The organism is Nocardia alni, assembly GCF_019038435.1.
GTDB lineage: Bacteria > Actinomycetota > Actinomycetes > Mycobacteriales > Mycobacteriaceae > Nocardia > Nocardia alni.
The window spans coordinates 1-18,401 of sequence record NZ_JAGPOX010000045.1; the positions used below are offsets into that span (position 1 = coordinate 1).

Genomic DNA, 18,401 nt, shown 5'->3' on the forward strand with positions numbered 1-18,401 from the left:
CTCCCACCCAACGGAACCCGCATCTTCGACACCCGCCGCGTAGACCCGAACGACCCCGACTCGGCCCTCCTGAGTGACACCGACGGCAGCACAGCCGTACCGCGGACAGCGGATACGGCAACCGACCACGCGCCAACCCCCGACGCCAGAACCTCGAGTACGACTCCAACGACCACCACCAATCGGACCGCACTGAACCACAGCGCACCGACCACAGCGCACTCCACCATCGCGAATCGGCCCGCTCCAAATGACGGCGCGCCAACCACACCCGATTCCAGCACACCTGCCGAACCGGCTCCCGACCACTCGAGCGCCGCCGCTTCATCGCGATCGGCCTCGGCGACGAATCAGGCTCCGGGCAAACCCCTCTCGCAAGACAACATGGCGACCGACACTCCGCCGCACCCGATTACAGGTAGCGCATCTGGTCCCGGTACGGCTGCCGCCCCGCAGACCGGCGCCAATGCCGCGAATCGAACCGCACGCGCGTCAACCACCCGGGACACCGACACTGGCACATGGAGTAAGAATTCGACGACTACCGCCAATCTGACCGCATCCAACGAGAGCGCGCCGCCCACCGCTGATTCCGGTGCTGCGATTCCAACCGCCCCAAGTGATGATGTGCCGCCCACCGGGGATCACACCGCACCTGCCGGCCCGAAATCCGCCGACTCGAGGCCCGCCGCCCGACCGCGAAGTGCCTCGGTGCAAGCCGTGAACCAAACGCTCGGCGAACTCCACGCATGGGACAACGCAACAACTGATACTTCACCGCACCCGATATCGGGCAGGGCATCTGGTCCCGGTGCGGCAGACGACCCGCACACCGCACTCAACGATGCCGCACCGCCCATAGCCGATTCCAGTTCACATGCCGGGGCGGATCCCCACAACTCGATCGCCACCGCTCGACCGCGAATGGCCTTGGCGCCGAAGGTGAATCAGACGTCCGTTGATACGGCCGCCGACCCGGAGGCCAGCGCCGACACCGCGAATCGAACCGCACTCGACGACGGCGCGTCGACTTCGGCGGACTCCGGCGCGGCCGACGACTCGAGCCCCGCCGCCCGATCGCCGATGACCTTGGCGCAGGCGGTGAATCAAACGCTCGGTGAACTGCTCGCGCGGGATAGCGATGTGCTGGTCTTCGGGGAGGATGTCGGGCGTAAGGGTGGGGTGTACGGCGTGACCAAGGGGCTGCAGCGGCGGTTCGGGGCGCGGCGGGTGTTCGATACGCTGCTGGATGAGCAGAGTGTGCTGGGGACCGCGCTGGGAGCGGGACTGGCCGGATTCGTGCCGGTCCCGGAGATTCAGTACCTGGCCTATGTGCACAATGCGCTGGATCAGATCCGGGGTGAGGCGGCCAGCCTCCAGTTCTTCTCCGGCGGCCGATATCGCAATCCGATGGTCGTGCGCATCGCCTCGTATGCCTACCAGCGGGGGTTCGGTGGACACTTTCACAACGACAATTCCGTTGCGGCCCTGCGGGATATCCCCGGCCTGGTGATCGCCTCCCCCGCCAGGGCAGACGACGCCGCGGCCATGCTGCGCACTTGCGTATCCGCCGCCCGGGTCGACGGCCGCGTCTGCGTCTACCTCGAGCCGATCGCCCTCTACCACACCCGAGACCTCTACGAATCCGGCGACGATGCCTGGCTCGCGGAGCCCTCGACCGAGCCCGTCGACATCGGCCGGGCCCGAATCCACGGCTCGGGAACCGATCTGCTCATCGTCACCTTCGGCAACGGCGTCCCGATGAGCCTGCGCGCGGCACACCGACTGTCCGAGAAGGGAATCCACACACGCGTGCTCGACCTCCGCTGGCTCGCACCGCTTCCCGTCGAGGACCTGCTCACCCACGCCCGCACCACCGGCCGCGTCCTGATCGCCGACGAGACCCGCCGCACCGGAGGTGTCTCCGAATCACTCTGCGCCACCCTCGTAGACGCCGGTTTCACCGGCCCCCTCGCCCGCGTCACCAGCGAAGACACCTTCGTACCCCTGGGCCCCGCAACCGCTGCGGTCCTGTTGGACGAGACCAGCATCGAAACCGCCGCGACCAAACTCATCGCGGGGTGAGGTCGCCGGACCGGCCTATCGCTGCATTCTTCGGCCTCAAAAGTCCGGTTTCCGACGAATCGACCGCAAGAATGCAGCGGGAGGCCGGTTCTCGCACCCACACCTCATCCTGGCATGGGTGCGCCTCGGCGGGCCGACGGGAGCGGCTGCGTGACGGCGGGTAGTGGCCGTACCTGCGGCTGAAGTTGCCGGGATGGCGGCTGGGAGCGGAATGCCATGACGCCCAACAGGATCAGCAGGATCGCGGCGGCGGCACCGGCGAACATCCGAAGAAATCTCGGCCATGACAAGCGATGCCGATCCATCGGGAAGTCCGGATCGGTGGCCGGTTCGGTGTGCATGTCGGCGCGCCCGCTATCCGTGTTACGGATCGGTTGCAGCGTCAACAAACCGCTTGCCCCGCGAACGAATCCCGGGCAGCTCACCGCAGGGTCACTGTGGTCGGCAGAGTCGCGAAGCCGCGGTTGTTCGAGGCGTGGATGCGGCGCATGCCGGCAGAGTCCAGCTCGAAGTCCGCGACGCGGGAAACGATTTCCTGCAACGCGATGCGCAGTTCCAGCAGGCCGAGGTTGGCACCCAGGCAGTGATGGCGGCCGCTGCCGAAGACCAGGGAGTCGCCGGTGTCACGGTCCAGATCGAACACGTCCGGGCGCTCGAAGACCTCCGGGTCGCGGTTGGCCGAGCCCGTGACGAGCAGGATGCGTGCGGCGGCCGGGATCCGCACCCCGTGCAGTTCGACCGGTTCGGTGGTGGTGCGCAGCAGCGTCTGACCGACCGGATCCCAGCGCATCGCCTCGTCGAGCCAGTCCTCGATCCGCGCGCCGTCGGTGGTCAGTACCTCCCGGCGCTGGTCGGGATGCTGCCACGCGCTGTGCCAGGCGTTCCCCAGCGTCAGCATCGTGGTCTCGATACCCGCACCGATCAGCAGGATCAGCACCCCGACGATCTCCTCCGGTGTGAGCCTGTCGTCGCCGTCGGCGGCGTCCAGCAGCCCGGACAGCAGATCGTCGGTGCGCCGCTGCGCGCGCTCGATCGTCAGATCGGTGTAGTAGCCGACCAGCGCCCCGACCGCCTGCATGGCCTCCGGCCGCAGATCGGTCGACTCGTCCTCGGTGTACATGATCTCCATGCCCAGCTTGCGGACCATATCGCGGTCGGCCTCGGGCACCCCGACCAACTCCGAGATCACCTCGGTCGGGAAGGGGCCGGCGAATTCGGACATCAAGTCGAAGGAACCGCGTTCGAGCAGCGGTTCCAGCAATCCGCGCGCGATCTCACGCAGCCGCGATTCGAGCGATTGCACCCGATGCTGGGTGAACGCGCGCGCCACCAGCCCGCGCAGGCGGGTGTGCTTGGGCGGATCCATCGCGACGAAGGAGAAGAACTGCTCGGCCTGCGGCCCCCAGAACGCCGGTTCCATCCGCATCCCGTTCGCGCTGGAAAACCGGTCGGAATCGCGCAAAGCGGTCAGCACGTCGCCATGCCGCGACAGCGCCCAGAAGTCGTCGGCCTCGTTCCGGAACACCGGCGCCTGCGTACGCAGCCGCTCATAATGCGGGTACGGGTCGTCGTGAACATCGAAATCGTATGGGCTGTACTGCAACTGCATGGGTGACCCTTCCACGCCGGTGCGGCCGCCGCGCCGGGACTATCCCGCCGAAAAGGGTGTGAGCCGGCCGCTACCGATTCACATTCCGAGCTGACATGATCAGATTAGTCGACAGGAAGAAGGACGTCGTGGACTCCGAATTCGCACCGGCAGGTATCGATGTCAATACCCCTCACCCGGCCCGCCGCTACGACTACTGGCTGGGTGGAGAGAACAATTTCGAGGCAGACCGGGAATCGGCCGAGGCCGTCGCCGAGGCGTTTCCCACCGTCCGTTTCGCCGCCCTGGAAAACCGCCGGTTCCTGCGGCGAGCGGTGTCCTACCTCACCGAAGAGGCCGGAGTCCGGCAGTTCCTCGATATCGGCGCCGGCCTACCCACCGCGGGCAATGTGCACGAGGTCGCGCAGGGCATCGCCCCCGAGTCACGCATCGTCTACGTCGACAACGACCCGATCGTGCTGATCCACGCCCGCACGCTGCTGAACAGCGCCTCCGAGGGCGCCACCGCATATCTCGACGCCGACCTCCACGACGCCGACAGCATCCTGTCCCATCCCGACCTGCACGCCACGCTGGACCTCGACAAGCCGGTCGCGTTGATGCTGGTGGCGGTCATGCATTTCATCACCGACGAGCACAAACCCTATGAGTTGGTCCGGCGCCTGCTGGAGCCGCTCGCCCCGGGCAGCTACCTGGTCATGACCCACGCCACCGACGACCACCTCACTCAGGAGGACCTGGCCGAAACCCGAGAGGCCAACCAGCGCAGTGGAATTCCCTTTCAACTCCGCTCCACGACCGAATTCACCAACTTCTTCACCGATCTGGAACTCGTCCCGCCCGGCATCAGCTCGGTGATGACCTGGCGGCCGGAGACCTGGCGCGCCCACCCCCGCCCCGAGGCGGTGTCGATGCTCGCAGGAGTCGCGCGGATCGATTGAGCCCAGCCGGATCCCCTGGTTGCCCCACACCGACGCTGGTTGCCCCACACCGACGGACGTTGGGTAGCGCTCCCACCGCATCGACAGCCTCGTCGCCACACCCGACTTCCTCTGCACTGTCGGGTGTCTACCGCGTGCTCGATCATGCCCGCGAAAACTTCTACCTACACACCGGATCCGATTACATAGCGTCCACGCATCACCCGGTGATACTGACCGATCACCACATCGACGCCGAACACAATGTCGCGCGGGCACCCAGTCGTACGCCGGATATTCCAATGCCCGACAGTCCGCAGACGTATCAGGCGTGCGGCGAGCCTCTGGTACAGGTATCGATCCGGCGGTGGCGTCGAGCTGTCCAGCCGGGCAACCAAGATACTCGACCGATCGATGACATTGATGTCGGCCTTCTTGACCACTGCGATCGTGCCGCGGTAGTCGAGACCGAAGAGTTCGGCGGTATCGTGCGACTGCTTGCGAATAAGGCATTCGAGCAGGTGCTTTCGGCCACGCGCCGATCGCGGGCCCAATGGGTCGGCAGAACGGTGGACAGCCCGTGGACTCCGCCCGAATGGGTACCCGAAGCGATGAAGTGTTGTGGTAACACATCGGCCCGGCCGCGCACGCAGCGCGACCGGGCCGAAAAGTGTTGTACCGCAGCCAGTTACGGCAAAGGGCCGCCTGCTGCGATGGCCGACAACGTGGCGAATTCGTCACCCTTGAGCGACGCGCCACCCACCAGAGCGCCGTCGATGTCCGTCTGGGAGACCAGCTCGCCGACGTTCTTGGCGTTCACCGAGCCGCCGTACAGCACACGGACGCCCGCCGCGACCTGCGGGTTGGCCAGTGCGGCCAGCTCGCCGCGGATCGCGCCGCACACCTCCTGCGCGTCGGCGGGGGTGGCCACGCGGCCGGTGCCGATGGCCCACACCGGCTCGTAGGCGATGACGATCTTCGAGATCTCCTGCGCCGACAGGCCTTTCAGCGAACCACGCAGCTGCTCGAGGCAGTAGGGCACGTGCTCGCCGACCTCGCGAACGCCCAGGCCCTCGCCGATGCACACGATCGGGGTGATCCCGTGCTTCAACGCCTGCTTGGCCTTGGCGAGCACGATCGCGTCGTCCTCGTTGTGGTACTGCCGCCGCTCAGAGTGCCCGACCACCACGAACGAGCAATTCAGTTTCGCCAGCATCGGGGCACTGATCTCGCCGGTGTAGGCGCCCGACTCGTGCACCGAAACGTCCTGCGCCCCATAGGTGACCAGCAGCCTGTCGCCCTCGACCAGGGTCTGCACACTGCGCAGATCCACGAACGGCGGGATCACCGCGACGTCGACCTTGTCGAAGTACTTGTCCGGCAACGCGAATGCGATCTTCTGCACTAGAGCGATGGCCTCGAGGTGATTGAGGTTCATCTTCCAGTTGCCCGCGATGAGCGGTTTACGTGCCACGGATCAGTCCTCCAGTACCGCGATGCCGGGAAGTTCCTTGCCCTCCAGATACTCCAGCGACGCACCGCCGCCGGTGGAGATGTGCGAGAAACCGTCCTCGGGCAGGCCCAGGCTACGCACCGCCGCGGCCGAGTCACCGCCACCGACCACCGTGAACGCACCCTTCTCGGTGGCCTTCACGATCGCCTCGGCGACGCCGCGGGTCCCGTCGGCGAAGTTCTCGAACTCGAACACGCCCATCGGGCCGTTCCAGAACACCGTCCTGGCCTCGGTCAGCAGCGCCGAGAACCGCCGCACCGACTTCGGGCCGATGTCCAGCCCCATCCAGCCGTCGGGAATCTCGGTGGCGGGCACGGTCTTCGAATCCGCGTCGGCCGCGAACTTGTCGGCCGCGACGATATCCACCGGCAGATGGATGACATCGTAGAACCGGTCCAGCAGATCCTTGCAGGTATCGATCATCTCTTCCTGCAACAGCGAGGTGCCCACCGAAATCCCTTGCGCCGCAAGGAAGGTGAAGCACATGCCGCCGCCGATGACCAGCGTGTCGACCTTCGGGGCCAAGGCCTCGATGACCGCCAGCTTGTCCGAGACCTTCGAACCGCCGAGCACGACCGCGTACGGCCGCTCGGTCTCGGTGGTCAGCTTGCGGAGCACCTGCACCTCGGCCGCGACCAGGGTGCCCGCGTAGTGCGGCAGCAGCTGGGCCACGTCGTACACGGAGGCCTGCTTGCGGTGCACCACACCGAAGCCGTCGGAGACGAATGCGCCGTCATCGCCGACCAGTTCGACCAGCGCACGGGCCAGCTTGCCGCGTTCGGCATCGTCCTTGCTGGTCTCGCGGGGGTCGAAGCGGATGTTCTCCAGCAGCAGCACGTCACCGTCGGTGAGGCCCTCGGAGCGGGCCAGGGCGTCCTGCCCGACCACGTCGCCGGCGAGCTGGACGTTGCGCCCCAGCTCTTCGGCCAGCTTCGCCGCGACCGGGGCCAGCGACAGCTTCGGGTCCGGTTCGCCCTTCGGACGGCCCAGATGCGCGGTGAGCACCACCTTCGCGCCGGCCTCGACCAGCGCTTTGATGGTGGGCACCGACGCGATGATGCGGCCCTGGTCGGTGATGACCCCGTTGTCCAAGGGGACGTTCAGGTCGGAGCGCACCAGGACGCCCCGACCCTCGACACCCTCGTTCAGGAGGTCCTGAAGTGTCTTTACCGCCATGTTGTTCAGAGGGACTTGCCGACGAGGCCGATGAGATCGGCGAGACGGTTGGAGTAGCCCCACTCGTTGTCGTACCAGGAGTACACCTTGACCTGGTCGTCGATCACCTTGGTCAGCGGCGCGTCGAAGATCGACGAGTGCGGGTCGGTGACGATGTCGCTGGACACGATCGGGTCGACGTTGTACTTCAGGATGCCCTTGAGCGGGCCCTCGGCGGCGGCCTTGAACGCGGCGTTGATCTCCTCGATCGTGGCCTTCTTCGCCAGGTCCGCGGTCAGGTCGGTGATCGAGCCCGTGGGGACCGGAACGCGCAGCGAGTAGCCGTCGAGCTTGCCGTTCAGCTCGGGCAGCACCAGGCCGATGGCCTTGGCCGCACCGGTGCTGGTGGGCACGATGTTCAGCGCGGCGGCACGGGCGCGGCGCAGGTCCTTGTGCGGGCCGTCCTGCAGGTTCTGATCCTGGGTGTACGCGTGGATGGTGGTCATCAGGCCCTTGACGATGCCGAACTCGTCATTGAGGACCTTGGCCAGCGGGCCCAGGCAGTTCGTGGTGCACGAGGCGTTGGAGATGATGTTCTGGCTGCCGTCGTACTTCTCGTGGTTGACGCCCATCACGATGGTGATGTCGGGGTCGGTGGCGGGCGCGGAGATGATCACCTTCTTGGCCCCGGAGGACAGGTGCCCCTTGGCCTTGGCGGCGCTGGTGAAGATACCCGTCGACTCGACGACCACGTCGACGCCCAGGTCGCCCCACGGCAGGGCAGAGGGGCCCTCCTTGATCGCCAGCGCCTTGATCCGCTGATCGCCGACCACGATCGTGTCGTCGCCGTCGAGCGAGACATCCTGCGGCAGGCGGCCGAGGATCGAGTCGTACTTGAGCAGCGTCGCCAGCGAGGCGTTGTCGGTCAGGTCGTTGACGGCCACGACCTCGATGTCCGTGGTGCCGAGCGCCTTCTGCGCCTCGACCGCCCTGAAGAAGTTACGTCCGATACGACCGAAGCCGTTGATGCCTACCCGGACAGTCACGTTATCGCTCCTCAGTTTTCAAGCGGATTCGTTCCGTTGCGGTTCCACCCTAATGCCCAGCGTTTACCTCACAGACAGGCCCCTGCCGCTATGCGAATGCGGCGTGTCACCCATCCTTGCCCGGCGTGTCGGACGCATTCGGCCCCGAACTTCAGCGGCCTGCCCGGCCAGAAGTTCGGATCCGACAGCGGATGACTACCGAGCTGAGGACAAAGTACCCGAAGCGGCCCGATCCGACGAGACGGAAGCCGCCGCGACACAGGAGGTTTCATGTCGCGACGGCAACCGGTCGGTCGCTTATTGCTCGCGGCTGCTTCCTCCGCGAATATCGAGTGCCCGAATGAGGAGATCCTTCACCTCGGCGAAGTTCTCCTCCGTAGAACGCCGGAAGTCCTGCAGCTCCCGCAGACTCCCATCGATCCGATCGAACCGCACACGACTATCTTTCTGATGCTCAGCGAGCCGCAAGCCTAAAGAGTTGGTCAACTCCCTCTGGAGGTCCGCTGCCTTCTCGACCCCGTCGAACCGCTGATCCATCGCATCGAGCCGCCGGTCGATCCCGTCGAACCGCCGGTCGATCCCGTCGAACCGCGCACGATTCTCTGTCTGGTTCTCAGCGACCCTCAACCCGAGAGAATTGGTCAATTCGCGCTGGAGATCAGCCTTTCTCTCGAGCCGATCCAGCCGCTCATCGGTCTTCATCTCGAACTCCCCCAATCGTATGTTCATCATGTCGGGCCGATCGGTCGCTCAGTCCTCGTCACCGCCCGCGTCGCGGCTGCCTGGATCCAGCAGACCCCTGAGCTCCGCGAAGTTTCCTTCTGTGGAGTGCTCGAAGACCCGCAAATCACGCAGATTCTTATCGATCCAGGTGAACCTGTCCCGGCTGTCGTCCTGGTGCTCCGCGAATCGCTGACCGAGCGAGTTGGTCAGCTCCCGTTGAATGTTTGCCTTCGTCTGGAGCTGATCACAACTCGCCAAGACCTGACCGAACTTCTTCTCGGCCCTCAGATCCAACCGATCCACCTTGGAATCGAGCTTGTCGAACCGATCCTCGGTCCTCAGTTCGAGCCGATCGAACCGCTTGTCGATCTCATTGAACCGATCGTCGAACCGATCCAGCCGGGCTTCCATCCGAGCCGACCGTTCATCCATCTCGTTCAGCCGACCATCCACCTGGTCGAATCGCTGATCCACCAGATCGAACCGACGGTCCATCAGCTCGAACCGACCATTCACCAGCTCGGTCATCGTTTCGAACCGACTGTCCATCTGGTCGGTCATAATTTCGAACCGCCGGCCCATCAGCTCGAACCGGCCGTTCATCTGATCAACGATCTGGACCAGGGTGGCGTTGATCGTGGTCAGCGCCGACTTGATGTCGGTGCGGTCCTCTTCCAACGCCGTCACCCGGCCTTCCAGTACTGCCATTGTTGTCACAGTGCGTCCCTCCCTGCTTCGTTGTCACTTACAACGACGAAGCTAGCGCACCGCAACCATCGACACGCACGAAATTTCGCCCGATTCGAGAAATTTCCCGGCACTGTCCATCGGGGAAAATCTCTGCGCGACAGTCTAATTCAGGCATCTTCCAAAAGTTCGGCGGTAACAGCGGACTCCGTGTCGGGTACGCCGATCTCCTTGGCGCGACGATCGGCCATCGACAGCAAACGCCGGATGCGGCCCGCGACAGCGTCCTTGGTCATCGGCGGATCGGCCAGCTGGCCCAGTTCCTCCAGCGAGGCCTGCCGGTGTTCCACGCGCAGCTTGCCCGCGGCGGCCAAGTGATCCGGGACGTCCTCGCCCAGGATCTCCAGCGCCCGCTCCACCCGGGCGGCCGCGGCGACCGCGGCGCGCGCCGAACGCCGCAGATTCGCGTCGTCGAAATTGGCCAGCCGGTTGGCCGTCGCCCTGACCTCGCGGCGCATCCGTCGCTCTTCCCAGGTCAACCGGGTGTCCTGCGCGCCCATCCTGGTCAGCAGCGCGCCGATGGCCTCGCCGTCGCGCACCACCACACGGTCGGTGCCGCGCACTTCACGGGCCTTGGCCGAGATGCCCAGCCGCCGGGCCGCGCCCACCAGAGCCAGCGCCGCCTCCGGACCGGGGCAGCTCACCTCGAGCGCCGAGGAGCGACCGGGCTCGGTGAGCGAGCCGTGCGCCAGGAAGGCCCCGCGCCACGCCGCCTCGGCGTCGGCGATACTGCCGCCGACCACCTGGGCGGGCAGGCCGCGTACCGGACGCCCCCGCACGTCGAGCAGGCCGGTCTGGCGCGCCAGCGCCTCGCCCTCCTTCGACACCCGCACCACGTATCGGGAGGTCTTGCGCAACCCTCCGGCACCCAGCACGTGCACATCCGAGCCGTAGCCGTACAGCTCGAAGATCTCGCGACGCAGGCGGCGGGCGATCGAGCCCATATCCACCTCGGCCTCGACGATCACTCGGCCACCCACGATGTGCAGACCACCGGCGAACCGCAGTAACGCCGACAGTTCCGCCTTACGAGATGAGACCTGCGAGACGGACAGACGGCTCAGCTCGTCCTTCACCTCGGCTGTCATCGCCACGAGACCCGCTCCTTTCCACCCAACGCGGACCGCACATCCTGGCCCATATGCCGTCCTTCGACTCGAAGTCCTGCTGATTCCGACCGGGGCTGCCGGATCACCTGATCCAGTGCGGCGGCCAGCTTTCCAGGGTGATGCCGGTCCGTCCCCGCCTCCGCGACATCAGCGAAGGTTACTCGCGCACGCAGCTGTTCGGCGGCTCTTGCTACATGTTCGCGTTCTCTACCCTCGGGTACGGACCCGGAATCCACCACCACCTGGTCCACGGCGAAATCTGGTGCGTGCTGGGACAATACATGCAGGTGCCGCTCGGCGGAGAATCCGGCCGTCTCACCGGGCTCGGCGGCGAGGTTGAGCACCAGGACTTTTCGGGCACGGGTGTGCACCAGCGCCTCGTGCAGCCCGGGGACCAGCACGTGCGGGATCACGCTGGTGAACCAGGAACCCGGCCCGAGAACCACCACGTCGGCGTGTTCGATGGCCGAGGTCGCGTCCGGACTCGCCGGCGGATCCTGCGGAATCAGCCGCACCCGGCGCACCTTGCCGGGCGTCGTGGCGACAGCCACCTGCCCACGGATACAGCGGCTCACGCGCGGATCGGCCTCCAAGCCCGAGACGTCAGCCTCGATGATCAGCGGCGCCGGGGACATGGGCAGCACTCGTCCGGTACATCCCAGCACCTCGCCGAGCGCGTCCAGGGCGGCGACCGGATCACCCAACTCCTCGGTCAGCGCGGCGAGGATCAGGTTGCCCGCCGAATGCCCGGCCAGCGCGCCCGTGCCGCCGAAGCGGTGCTGGACCGTGCGCGCCCAGACTCCCTGGGGGTCCTCGGCCAGGGCCGCCAGCGCCATGCGTAGATCACCAGGTGGCAGCATGCCCAGTTCGGCGCGCAGGCGCCCGGACGAGCCGCCGTCGTCGGCGACCGTGACCACCGCGGTGATATTCGAGGTCAGCCGGCGCGCAGCGGTCAGGGTCGCATAGAGCCCGTGACCGCCGCCCAGTGCGACCAGCACCGGATACGGTGCGTCCGTACTCATTCGCGCCCCAGATCCCGGTGCACCACGCGCACATTGTTCTCACTCGCCTCGCCGAGCAGTTCGCCCAGCGCCTCGGCTATCGCCACACTGCGGTGCTTGCCGCCGGTGCAGCCCACTGCCACGGTCATGTAACGCTTCCCCTCTTGGCGGTACCCGTTGGTCGTCAGATCAATCAGGTGGCGACAGGTCCGCAGGTAGTCTTCCGCGCCCGGGCGGGACAACACGTAATCGCTGACCACCGCGTCCTGTCCTGTGTGCTCACGTAGTTCCGGTACCCAATGCGGGTTGGGCAGGAAACGCAAATCAAACACCATATCCGCGTCCAGTGGTACTCCGTACTTGAAACCGAAGGACTGGATCGTGATCTGCAGCGCGGCGGGCCCGCCGCCGCCGTACGCCTCCTCCAGCTTGCGGTGCAGTTGGTGCACCGACAGCGCGGTGGTGTCGATCACCAGGTCAGCGGCTGTTTTCACCGAGGCAAGGCGGGAGCGTTCGGCCGCGATGCCCGCGACCAGCGTGCCGTCGGCGCTCTCGCCCTGCAGCGGGTGGCGCCGGCGCGCGAAACCGAACCGGCGGATGAGCACGTCGTCGGACGCCTCGAGGAACAGCACCCGGGTGCGCACGCCCGCCGCGCGCAGTTGTTCGGCAACGGCCGACAGGTTGCCGGTGAAGAAGCGGCTGCGCACATCCATCACCAGCGCGAGCCTGCGGATCGGCGGATCGGCGGAGACGCCCAGTTCGATCATCCGGCGGATCAACTCGGGCGGCAGATTGTCCAGGACGTACCACCCCAGATCCTCGAGCACCCGGGCGGCGGTGCCGCGACCAGCGCCCGACAGACCTGTGACGATGACGACCTCGACCTTGCGTGCCGCGTCGTCGGCGAGGTCGGGGGCCACCGCGCCGCGCGCAGCAGCGTCCGCCGAGTCGCGGGCGGTGCCCTTCGAGTCCACGCTGTTCATGTCCTACCGAATCCGTCGCTGGCCGTCATGCTTGCGCCTCGTCTGATCATCCTGCCCTTCTCCCAGATCACGCGCTCGACACGCGCGGCAGCCGACACCGAGACGTAACCGTCTCACATTTGATTCGTGCCACAAACGCCGCGCGCGGACTCACTCGCCACGAAGAGCCGCGAGCACCGCCTTCGCGGTTGCCACCCCGATGCCCGGGACCTCCGTGATCTGTTCAACCGTAGCCTGTCCCAGTCGGGCGACCGACCCGAAGTGGGTAACCAGCGCGGTCCGGCGCGATTCGCCCAGTCCTGGAACAGCGTCCAGGGCCGAGGCTGTCATCCGGCGCGAACGTTTGCTGCGATGGAAGGTGATCGCGAAACGGTGGGCCTCGTCACGCACCCGCTGCAGCAGGTACAACGATTCGCTGTTGCGCGGCATGATCACCGGATCCGGCTCGCCCGGCACCCACACCTCTTCCAGGCGTTTGGCCAGGCCGATCACCGCGACATCGGTGATGCCGAGTTCGTCCAAGACCTCCGCGGCCGCGGCGACCTGGGGCGCGCCGCCGTCGACGATGTAGAGGTTGGGTGGATAGGAGAACTTGCGGGGCTTACCTGTTTTCGGATCGATACCCGGTGCCGGGGTGCGGATCTCGAAATCAGCCCCGGGATCGGCCGCGTCGAGATCGGCCGCGAGATCGGCACTGCTCTCGGCGATCTCCCGATCCCGCCGCAATCGCTGGAACCGGCGGCGGGTGACCTCGGCGATGCTGGCGACATCGTCGGAGCGGCCCTCGCCCGCGGCCTCCCTGATCGCATAGTGCCGATATTCGGATTTGCGCGCCAGACCGTCCTCGAACACCACGAGAGAGGCCACCACGTCGGTGCCCTGCACGTGGCTGATGTCGACGCATTCGATTCGCAGGGGCGCGGTGTCCAGGTCCAGCGCCTCCTGAATGCCTTGCAGCGCGGCCGATCTCGCGGTGAGATCGCCCGCGCGCTTGAGCTTGTGCTGGGCCAGGGACTCGGCCGCGTTGCGCTGCACCGTCTCCATCAGCGCTTTCTTGTCCCCGCGCTGCGGCACCCGCAACTGCACACCCGAACCGCGCAGCCCGGACAGCCAACTCTGGACCTCGGCACGATCACTGGGCAGGGCGGGCACCAGTACCTCGCGCGGGACAACGGTGGCGGATGTCTCGCCGGCGGTCTGTTCGGCGAAGGATGCCTGCTCGCCATAGAACTGCATGAGGAACTGCTCGACCAATGCGCCGAGCTCACTGACGAGCGCCGGGTCGGCGCCATCAGCCTCCGCCTCGGAGTCGTCGTCCGAGTCGGACACGCTCCGGTCGTCTTCATCGCGACCAGGTTCGGAACCTTCCGGGATCGCGCCCGCCGGCGCGTCGGAAACCGCGCGAACCGAACCCTCCGCACCCTGATTCGCGGGCTCCTGCGCCGCCTCCGCGGCATCCGAACGCACCAGGTCAACGGCATCCCCGGACTTGTCCACGACCCACCCGCGCTGCCCGCGCACCCGCCCGTCGCGCACGTGGAAGATCTGCACCGCGGCCTCGAGCTCATCGGTGGCGAACGCGATGACGTCGGCATCGGTGCCGGTGCCGAGCACCACGGCCTGCTTCTCCAGTGCCCGGCGCAGCGCCTGCACGTCGTCGCGCAGGCGGGCGGCTGTCTCGAAGTCCAATTCCTCTGACGCGGTGTGCATTCGGCGTTCGAGTTCGCGCACCATACGGTCGGTCTTGCCGGCCAGGAAGTCGCAGAAGTCCTCGGCGATGCGGCGGTGCTCGGCGGCGCTGACCCGGTCGATGCAGGGGGCCGAGCATTTATCGATGTAGCCGAGCAGGCAGGGACGGCCGATCTGGCCGTGCCGCTTGAAGACCCCCGCCGAACAGGTGCGCATGGGGAACACCCGCAGCAGCAGATCCACCGTCTCGCGGATGGCCCAGGCATGCGCGTACGGGCCGAAGTACCGCACGCCCTTCTTGCGCGCACCGCGATAGACGAAGACGCGCGGATACTCCTCGTTCATGCTCACCGCGAGCATGGGGTAGGTCTTGTCGTCGCGATAACGGACGTTGAAGCGCGGATCGAACTCCTTGATCCAGTTGTATTCCAGCTGAAGGGCTTCCACCTCGGTGGACACCACCGTCCACTCCACACTGGCCGCGGTGGTGACCATCTGGCGGGTGCGCGGATGCAGTGCGGCGATATCGGCGAAGTACGAATTCAGCCTGTTACGCAGGCTCTTGGCCTTGCCGACGTAGATGACCTGCCCAAAGGAATCCCGGAATTTGTACACGCCCGGTTCGAGGGGGATGGTGCCCGGCTTGGGCCGGTACGTCGCTGGATCTGCCACGTCTCCAGACTATCGAGCTGCACCGACACATTCACCGAGCGGAGTCGTCGGGAGCGGCGCACGCGCGATCCGGGCACACGACCCCGGGGCCGACCCCATGATCGCCCGGCCCGAGCCGGACGAATTCGCGGACCAGGTCCGTGCGCCCCCACACCGAACAACCTGGTCAGCCGACTGCGCGCCGCGCCGTCTACACAGCCTGTCGGCGCCGGGCCGGATGCTCACGCTGGGCGGCCGCGCTGATCGCGTCACACAGCGCCCGCTCGGGCTCGGACAGCTTGCTACGACGGCGAACCAGCACGAATTCCAGATCCCCGAGCTCCGGCAAGCTCTCGTCCGCGACCGCGAAAAGTCCGGCAGGCAACAGGCTTTCGGCGTGCACGATAACCCCCAACCCGGCCAGCACCGCCGCCCGCAGCCCCAGCTGACTGTCGCTGACGCACGCTATCCGCCAGCTGCGCCCCTGCACCCGCAATGCCTCCAGCGCGGCCTCGCGGGTCATACTCGGCGGCGGATACGTCACCAGCGGCACGGGGTCGGTGAACCCCGCCGCCCCCTGCCGTCCGGCCCACACCAGACGGTCGCGCCACAGCAGTTCGCCGTGCCGCTCCCCCGGACGCCGCTTGCCCACGACCAAGTCCAGCTCACCGGCCGCCATCCGGGTCTTGAGGTTCTCGCTGAGCCCGACGGTCAGCTCCAGATCCACGCCCGGATGGCTGCGCTGGAATTCCAGCAGTACATCGGGCAGCTCGCGGCCCATCACATCGTCGGAGGCGCCCAGGCGGATCAGACCGGTGAGCCGGGAATCGGAGAAGAACCGTTCGGCCTGGGTCTGCGCGTCGAGGATGGTGCGGGCGAAGCCGACCATCGCCGCGCCGTCGGCGGTCAGCGCCAGGTTGCGCGTATCGCGGCGCAGCAGCTCCCGCCCGGCGGCCTGCTCGAGCCGGGCGATATGCCCGCTGACCGTGGACTGCCGCAGCCCCAGGATGCGGCCCGCCGCGGTGAAGCCGCCGGTGCGCTCGACCGCAAGGAAGGTACGCAGCAGATCTGGATCGAACATATTCATCACGATATACGTTCAGAGATATCGTTTCCAACGTCTTTTACGATTAGTTCGTCCGCCGTATCGTTCATTTGTGCAGCTCTTAGCCAAACTTCGGATCGACCCGTTCATCCTCGGCATCCTCACGTGTGTCCTGGTCGCCGCGCTGCTGCCCGCGCGGGGCGATGCCGCCGGAATCGTGAATTGGGCCAGCAAGATCGCGATCGGGCTGTTGTTCCTGCTGTACGGCGCGCGCCTGAAGCCCCGGGAGGCGCTCGAGGGACTCAAGCAGTGGAAGCTGCACACCAGCGTCCTGGCCGTCACCTTCATCGCGTTTCCGCTGATCGGGCTGGCGCTGCGGATTCTGACGCCCTCGATCCTGCCGGACGACCTGTACACCGGCGTGCTGTATCTGTGCCTGCTGCCCTCGACGGTGCAGTCCTCCATCGCGTTCACCTCGATCGCGAAGGGCAACGTGGCGGGCGCGGTGGTCAGCGCCTCGCTGTCCAATCTGCTCGGCGTGTTCGTCACCCCGCTGCTGGTCATCCTCCTGATGAATACGACCGGCCAAGCCCGCGTGTCGGCGAGTTCCATCCTGTCGATCGTGGTCCAGTTGCTGCTGCCGTTCCTGCTCGGTCAGCTGCTGCGCACTCGGATGCAGGTGCTCATGAAGCACGCCACAGTCACCAAGGCGGTGGACCGCGGTTCGATCTTCCTGGTCGTCTATACCGCCTTCAGCGAGAGCATGGTCGAGCACATCTGGCACGGCATCTCGGTGCTGTCGCTGGTGACGGTGGCGGTCGTGTGCGCCGCGATGCTGGCGGCCGTGCTGGCGCTGACCATCTATGCGAGCAAACTGCTGGGCTTCGACCGCGGCGACCGCATCGTCATGATCTTCTGCGGTTCGAAGAAGAGCCTGGCCAGCGGCCTGCCCATGGCCTCGGTCCTGTTCGCCGGGCACGCCGTCGGCCTGATCGTGCTGCCGCTCATGCTCTTCCACCAGATCCAGCTGATGACCTGCGCGTGGTTGTCGGGGCGCTGGGGGCGTCAGGCCGACGCGGCCGCGGCGAAACAGGATTCGCCCGGCGAAGCGGTCGCCTCCGACGCCGCATAGATCCGCCGCAAACCCACCGCGCGATCCCCGACCGGCCGTTCGGGGGCCGCATATATTGGATGTGTGCCCTCCCCCTCCGCGAATTCGGACGCGACCGAGACCACCGCCTCGGCCGAGCCCTTCGACGGCACCGGGAATATCGGCCCGTACTCGTGGGAGGTACTGCACGACGGCACTGTCTTCGAGGGCGGCGAGGTAGGTCCGGGCGAAGAGCACCCGTGGACCGGCGACAGTTCCGCGCATCCCGCCTACGCCATCGCCAACACGCTGTTCGAATGGGCCTGTGAGACCGCGCTCGAACAGTGCCGCGACGCGATCGTCGAGGCCCGCGTCGAGGGCCGCCCCGAACCCGCCCCCGTCCGGGTGCTCACCGTGCGCCTGCGCGACGGGTCCGGCGTCGAGGTGGTCTCGATGACCACCCGTCTGGCGTACCGGGCCATCACCGAGGACGACCTGGATGAATTCCGCGACCTCATGGCGGCCTATGCGCAGGAGGCCCAGGAACTGGAGGCCCGGCGCCGGCGTGGTGAGCCGCCTCCCCGCTCTCCGTTCGAATGGCCTGTCCTGCATGATGATCCTGGCGGGTCCGGCGCGGGAAGCGTTCGCACTGATCGCCGCGACGAGATCGGCCACGCCCCGGCCGACCCCCGGCCCCTCAACACTCCCACGCCGCACCAGCAGATGGTCAACGAACTCCGCGAGGAGGCCCACGAGCTCCGCGACAGCGTGCAGGATCCGGAAGACGTCCGCCACAACCTCTTCCGCGCCGAACAACGCCTCGCCGAGGCTCAAACCGCCGAACGCGAAGCAGCCGCCACCGACGACGACAGCGCCCTCACCGCCGCCGCGGATCGAGTGGCCCGCTACGCCCGCCGCGTCACCTATTGGCACACCCGCCTGGCCGACAGCACCGAAACCTACCTCCAGGCCGCCGCCCTCACCACCGAAGCGGCCTACCGCGAACGCGAACTCCCCACCTCGTAGGCTGCCGGA

The 18,401-nt window shown here is 66.8% G+C and carries 14 protein-coding genes and 2 pseudogenes; 4 read left to right on the forward strand and 12 right to left on the reverse strand.

Annotation, left to right across the window (positions count from 1 at the left end):
• Positions 1–1,065 precede the first annotated feature (1,065 nt).
• A pseudogene (locus JZ791_RS18725) lies at positions 1,066–2,085 on the forward strand (alpha-ketoacid dehydrogenase subunit beta); the annotation flags it as partial.
• Positions 2,086–2,506: 421 nt separating this feature from the next.
• Here JZ791_RS18725 and JZ791_RS18730 read toward each other — a convergent pair.
• The gene (locus tag JZ791_RS18730; RefSeq protein ID WP_216896439.1) at positions 2,507–3,694 is read right to left on the reverse strand and encodes a cytochrome P450; all 1,188 of its coding nucleotides are present in this window, start codon (positions 3,692–3,694) and stop codon (positions 2,507–2,509) included.
• A gap of 95 nt (positions 3,695–3,789) precedes the next feature.
• Between JZ791_RS18730 and JZ791_RS18735 the strand changes: the two genes are divergently transcribed.
• The gene (locus tag JZ791_RS18735; RefSeq protein ID WP_254205930.1) at positions 3,790–4,635 is read left to right on the forward strand and encodes an SAM-dependent methyltransferase; all 846 of its coding nucleotides are present in this window, start codon (positions 3,790–3,792) and stop codon (positions 4,633–4,635) included.
• A gap of 377 nt (positions 4,636–5,012) precedes the next feature.
• Here the strand turns inward: JZ791_RS18735 and JZ791_RS47205 are convergent.
• The 11 genes and pseudogenes from JZ791_RS47205 to JZ791_RS18780 all read right to left on the reverse strand — a co-directional run.
• Positions 5,013–5,218, reverse strand: a pseudogene (locus tag JZ791_RS47205) (D-aminoacylase); the annotation flags it as partial.
• 84 nt (positions 5,219–5,302) lie between these two features.
• The gene (gene tpiA, locus JZ791_RS45135) at positions 5,303–6,088 is read right to left on the reverse strand and encodes a triose-phosphate isomerase (protein ID WP_308162979.1); all 786 of its coding nucleotides are present in this window, start codon (positions 6,086–6,088) and stop codon (positions 5,303–5,305) included.
• Positions 6,089–6,091: 3 nt separating this feature from the next.
• Entirely contained in the window at positions 6,092–7,303 is a 1,212-nt protein-coding gene (locus JZ791_RS45140; RefSeq protein WP_254205931.1) for a phosphoglycerate kinase, read from the reverse strand.
• 5 nt (positions 7,304–7,308) lie between these two features.
• Positions 7,309–8,328, reverse strand: a complete 1,020-nt coding sequence (gap, locus tag JZ791_RS18745; RefSeq protein ID WP_216896440.1) for a type I glyceraldehyde-3-phosphate dehydrogenase — start codon at positions 8,326–8,328, stop codon at positions 7,309–7,311.
• Between the two features lie 297 nt (positions 8,329–8,625).
• Positions 8,626–9,030, reverse strand: a complete 405-nt coding sequence (locus tag JZ791_RS18750) for a hypothetical protein (RefSeq protein ID WP_216896441.1) — start codon at positions 9,028–9,030, stop codon at positions 8,626–8,628.
• A 48-nt stretch (positions 9,031–9,078) separates the two neighbouring features.
• Positions 9,079–9,759, reverse strand: coding sequence for a YggN family protein (locus JZ791_RS18755; protein WP_216896442.1), 681 nt, complete (start codon positions 9,757–9,759; stop codon positions 9,079–9,081).
• A gap of 149 nt (positions 9,760–9,908) precedes the next feature.
• Positions 9,909–10,886, reverse strand: a complete 978-nt coding sequence (gene whiA / locus JZ791_RS18760) for a DNA-binding protein WhiA (protein WP_216896479.1) — start codon at positions 10,884–10,886, stop codon at positions 9,909–9,911.
• Positions 10,883–11,929: a gluconeogenesis factor YvcK family protein gene (locus JZ791_RS18765; RefSeq protein WP_216896443.1), complete on the reverse strand. Its 1,047-nt coding sequence runs from the start codon at positions 11,927–11,929 to the stop codon at positions 10,883–10,885. Before JZ791_RS18765 ends, whiA begins: the two co-directional genes overlap by 4 nt.
• Positions 11,926–12,828 carry an RNase adapter RapZ gene (rapZ, locus tag JZ791_RS18770; protein ID WP_216896480.1) on the reverse strand — a complete coding sequence of 301 codons (903 nt, stop codon included), beginning with the start codon at positions 12,826–12,828 and terminating at the stop codon, positions 11,926–11,928. Before rapZ ends, JZ791_RS18765 begins: the two co-directional genes overlap by 4 nt.
• Before the next feature lie 213 nt (positions 12,829–13,041).
• The gene (gene uvrC / locus JZ791_RS18775) at positions 13,042–15,252 is read right to left on the reverse strand and encodes an excinuclease ABC subunit UvrC (RefSeq protein ID WP_216896444.1); all 2,211 of its coding nucleotides are present in this window, start codon (positions 15,250–15,252) and stop codon (positions 13,042–13,044) included.
• 190 nt (positions 15,253–15,442) lie between these two features.
• Entirely contained in the window at positions 15,443–16,318 is an 876-nt protein-coding gene (locus tag JZ791_RS18780) for a LysR substrate-binding domain-containing protein (RefSeq protein WP_216896445.1), read from the reverse strand.
• Between the two features lie 70 nt (positions 16,319–16,388).
• On the opposite strand from JZ791_RS18780, the gene JZ791_RS18785 reads away from it, so the two are divergent.
• A complete protein-coding gene (locus JZ791_RS18785; RefSeq protein WP_216896446.1) occupies positions 16,389–17,408 on the forward strand; it encodes a bile acid:sodium symporter family protein in 1,020 nt (339 codons plus the stop codon).
• A 63-nt stretch (positions 17,409–17,471) separates the two neighbouring features.
• Positions 17,472–18,392 (forward strand): hypothetical protein, encoded by a 921-nt coding sequence (locus tag JZ791_RS18790; protein WP_216896447.1) that lies wholly within the window; start codon positions 17,472–17,474, stop codon positions 18,390–18,392.
• The last annotated feature ends 9 nt before the right edge of the window (positions 18,393–18,401 follow it).

Coding starts and splice junctions, on each gene's coding strand:
- JZ791_RS18730 (WP_216896439.1), bottom strand. CDS start 3,694: ATGCAGTTGCAGTACAGCCCATACGATTTCGATGTTCACGACGACCCG.
- JZ791_RS18765 (WP_216896443.1), bottom strand. CDS start 11,929: ATGAGTACGGACGCACCGTATCCGGTGCTGGTCGCACTGGGCGGCGGT.
- JZ791_RS18735 (WP_254205930.1), top strand. CDS start 3,790: ATGATCAGATTAGTCGACAGGAAGAAGGACGTCGTGGACTCCGAATTC.
- JZ791_RS18755 (WP_216896442.1), bottom strand. CDS start 9,759: ATGGCAGTACTGGAAGGCCGGGTGACGGCGTTGGAAGAGGACCGCACC.
- whiA (WP_216896479.1), bottom strand. CDS start 10,886: ATGACAGCCGAGGTGAAGGACGAGCTGAGCCGTCTGTCCGTCTCGCAG.
- JZ791_RS18750 (WP_216896441.1), bottom strand. CDS start 9,030: ATGAAGACCGATGAGCGGCTGGATCGGCTCGAGAGAAAGGCTGATCTC.
- JZ791_RS18780 (WP_216896445.1), bottom strand. CDS start 16,318: ATGAATATGTTCGATCCAGATCTGCTGCGTACCTTCCTTGCGGTCGAG.
- JZ791_RS45140 (WP_254205931.1), bottom strand. CDS start 7,303: ATGGCGGTAAAGACACTTCAGGACCTCCTGAACGAGGGTGTCGAGGGT.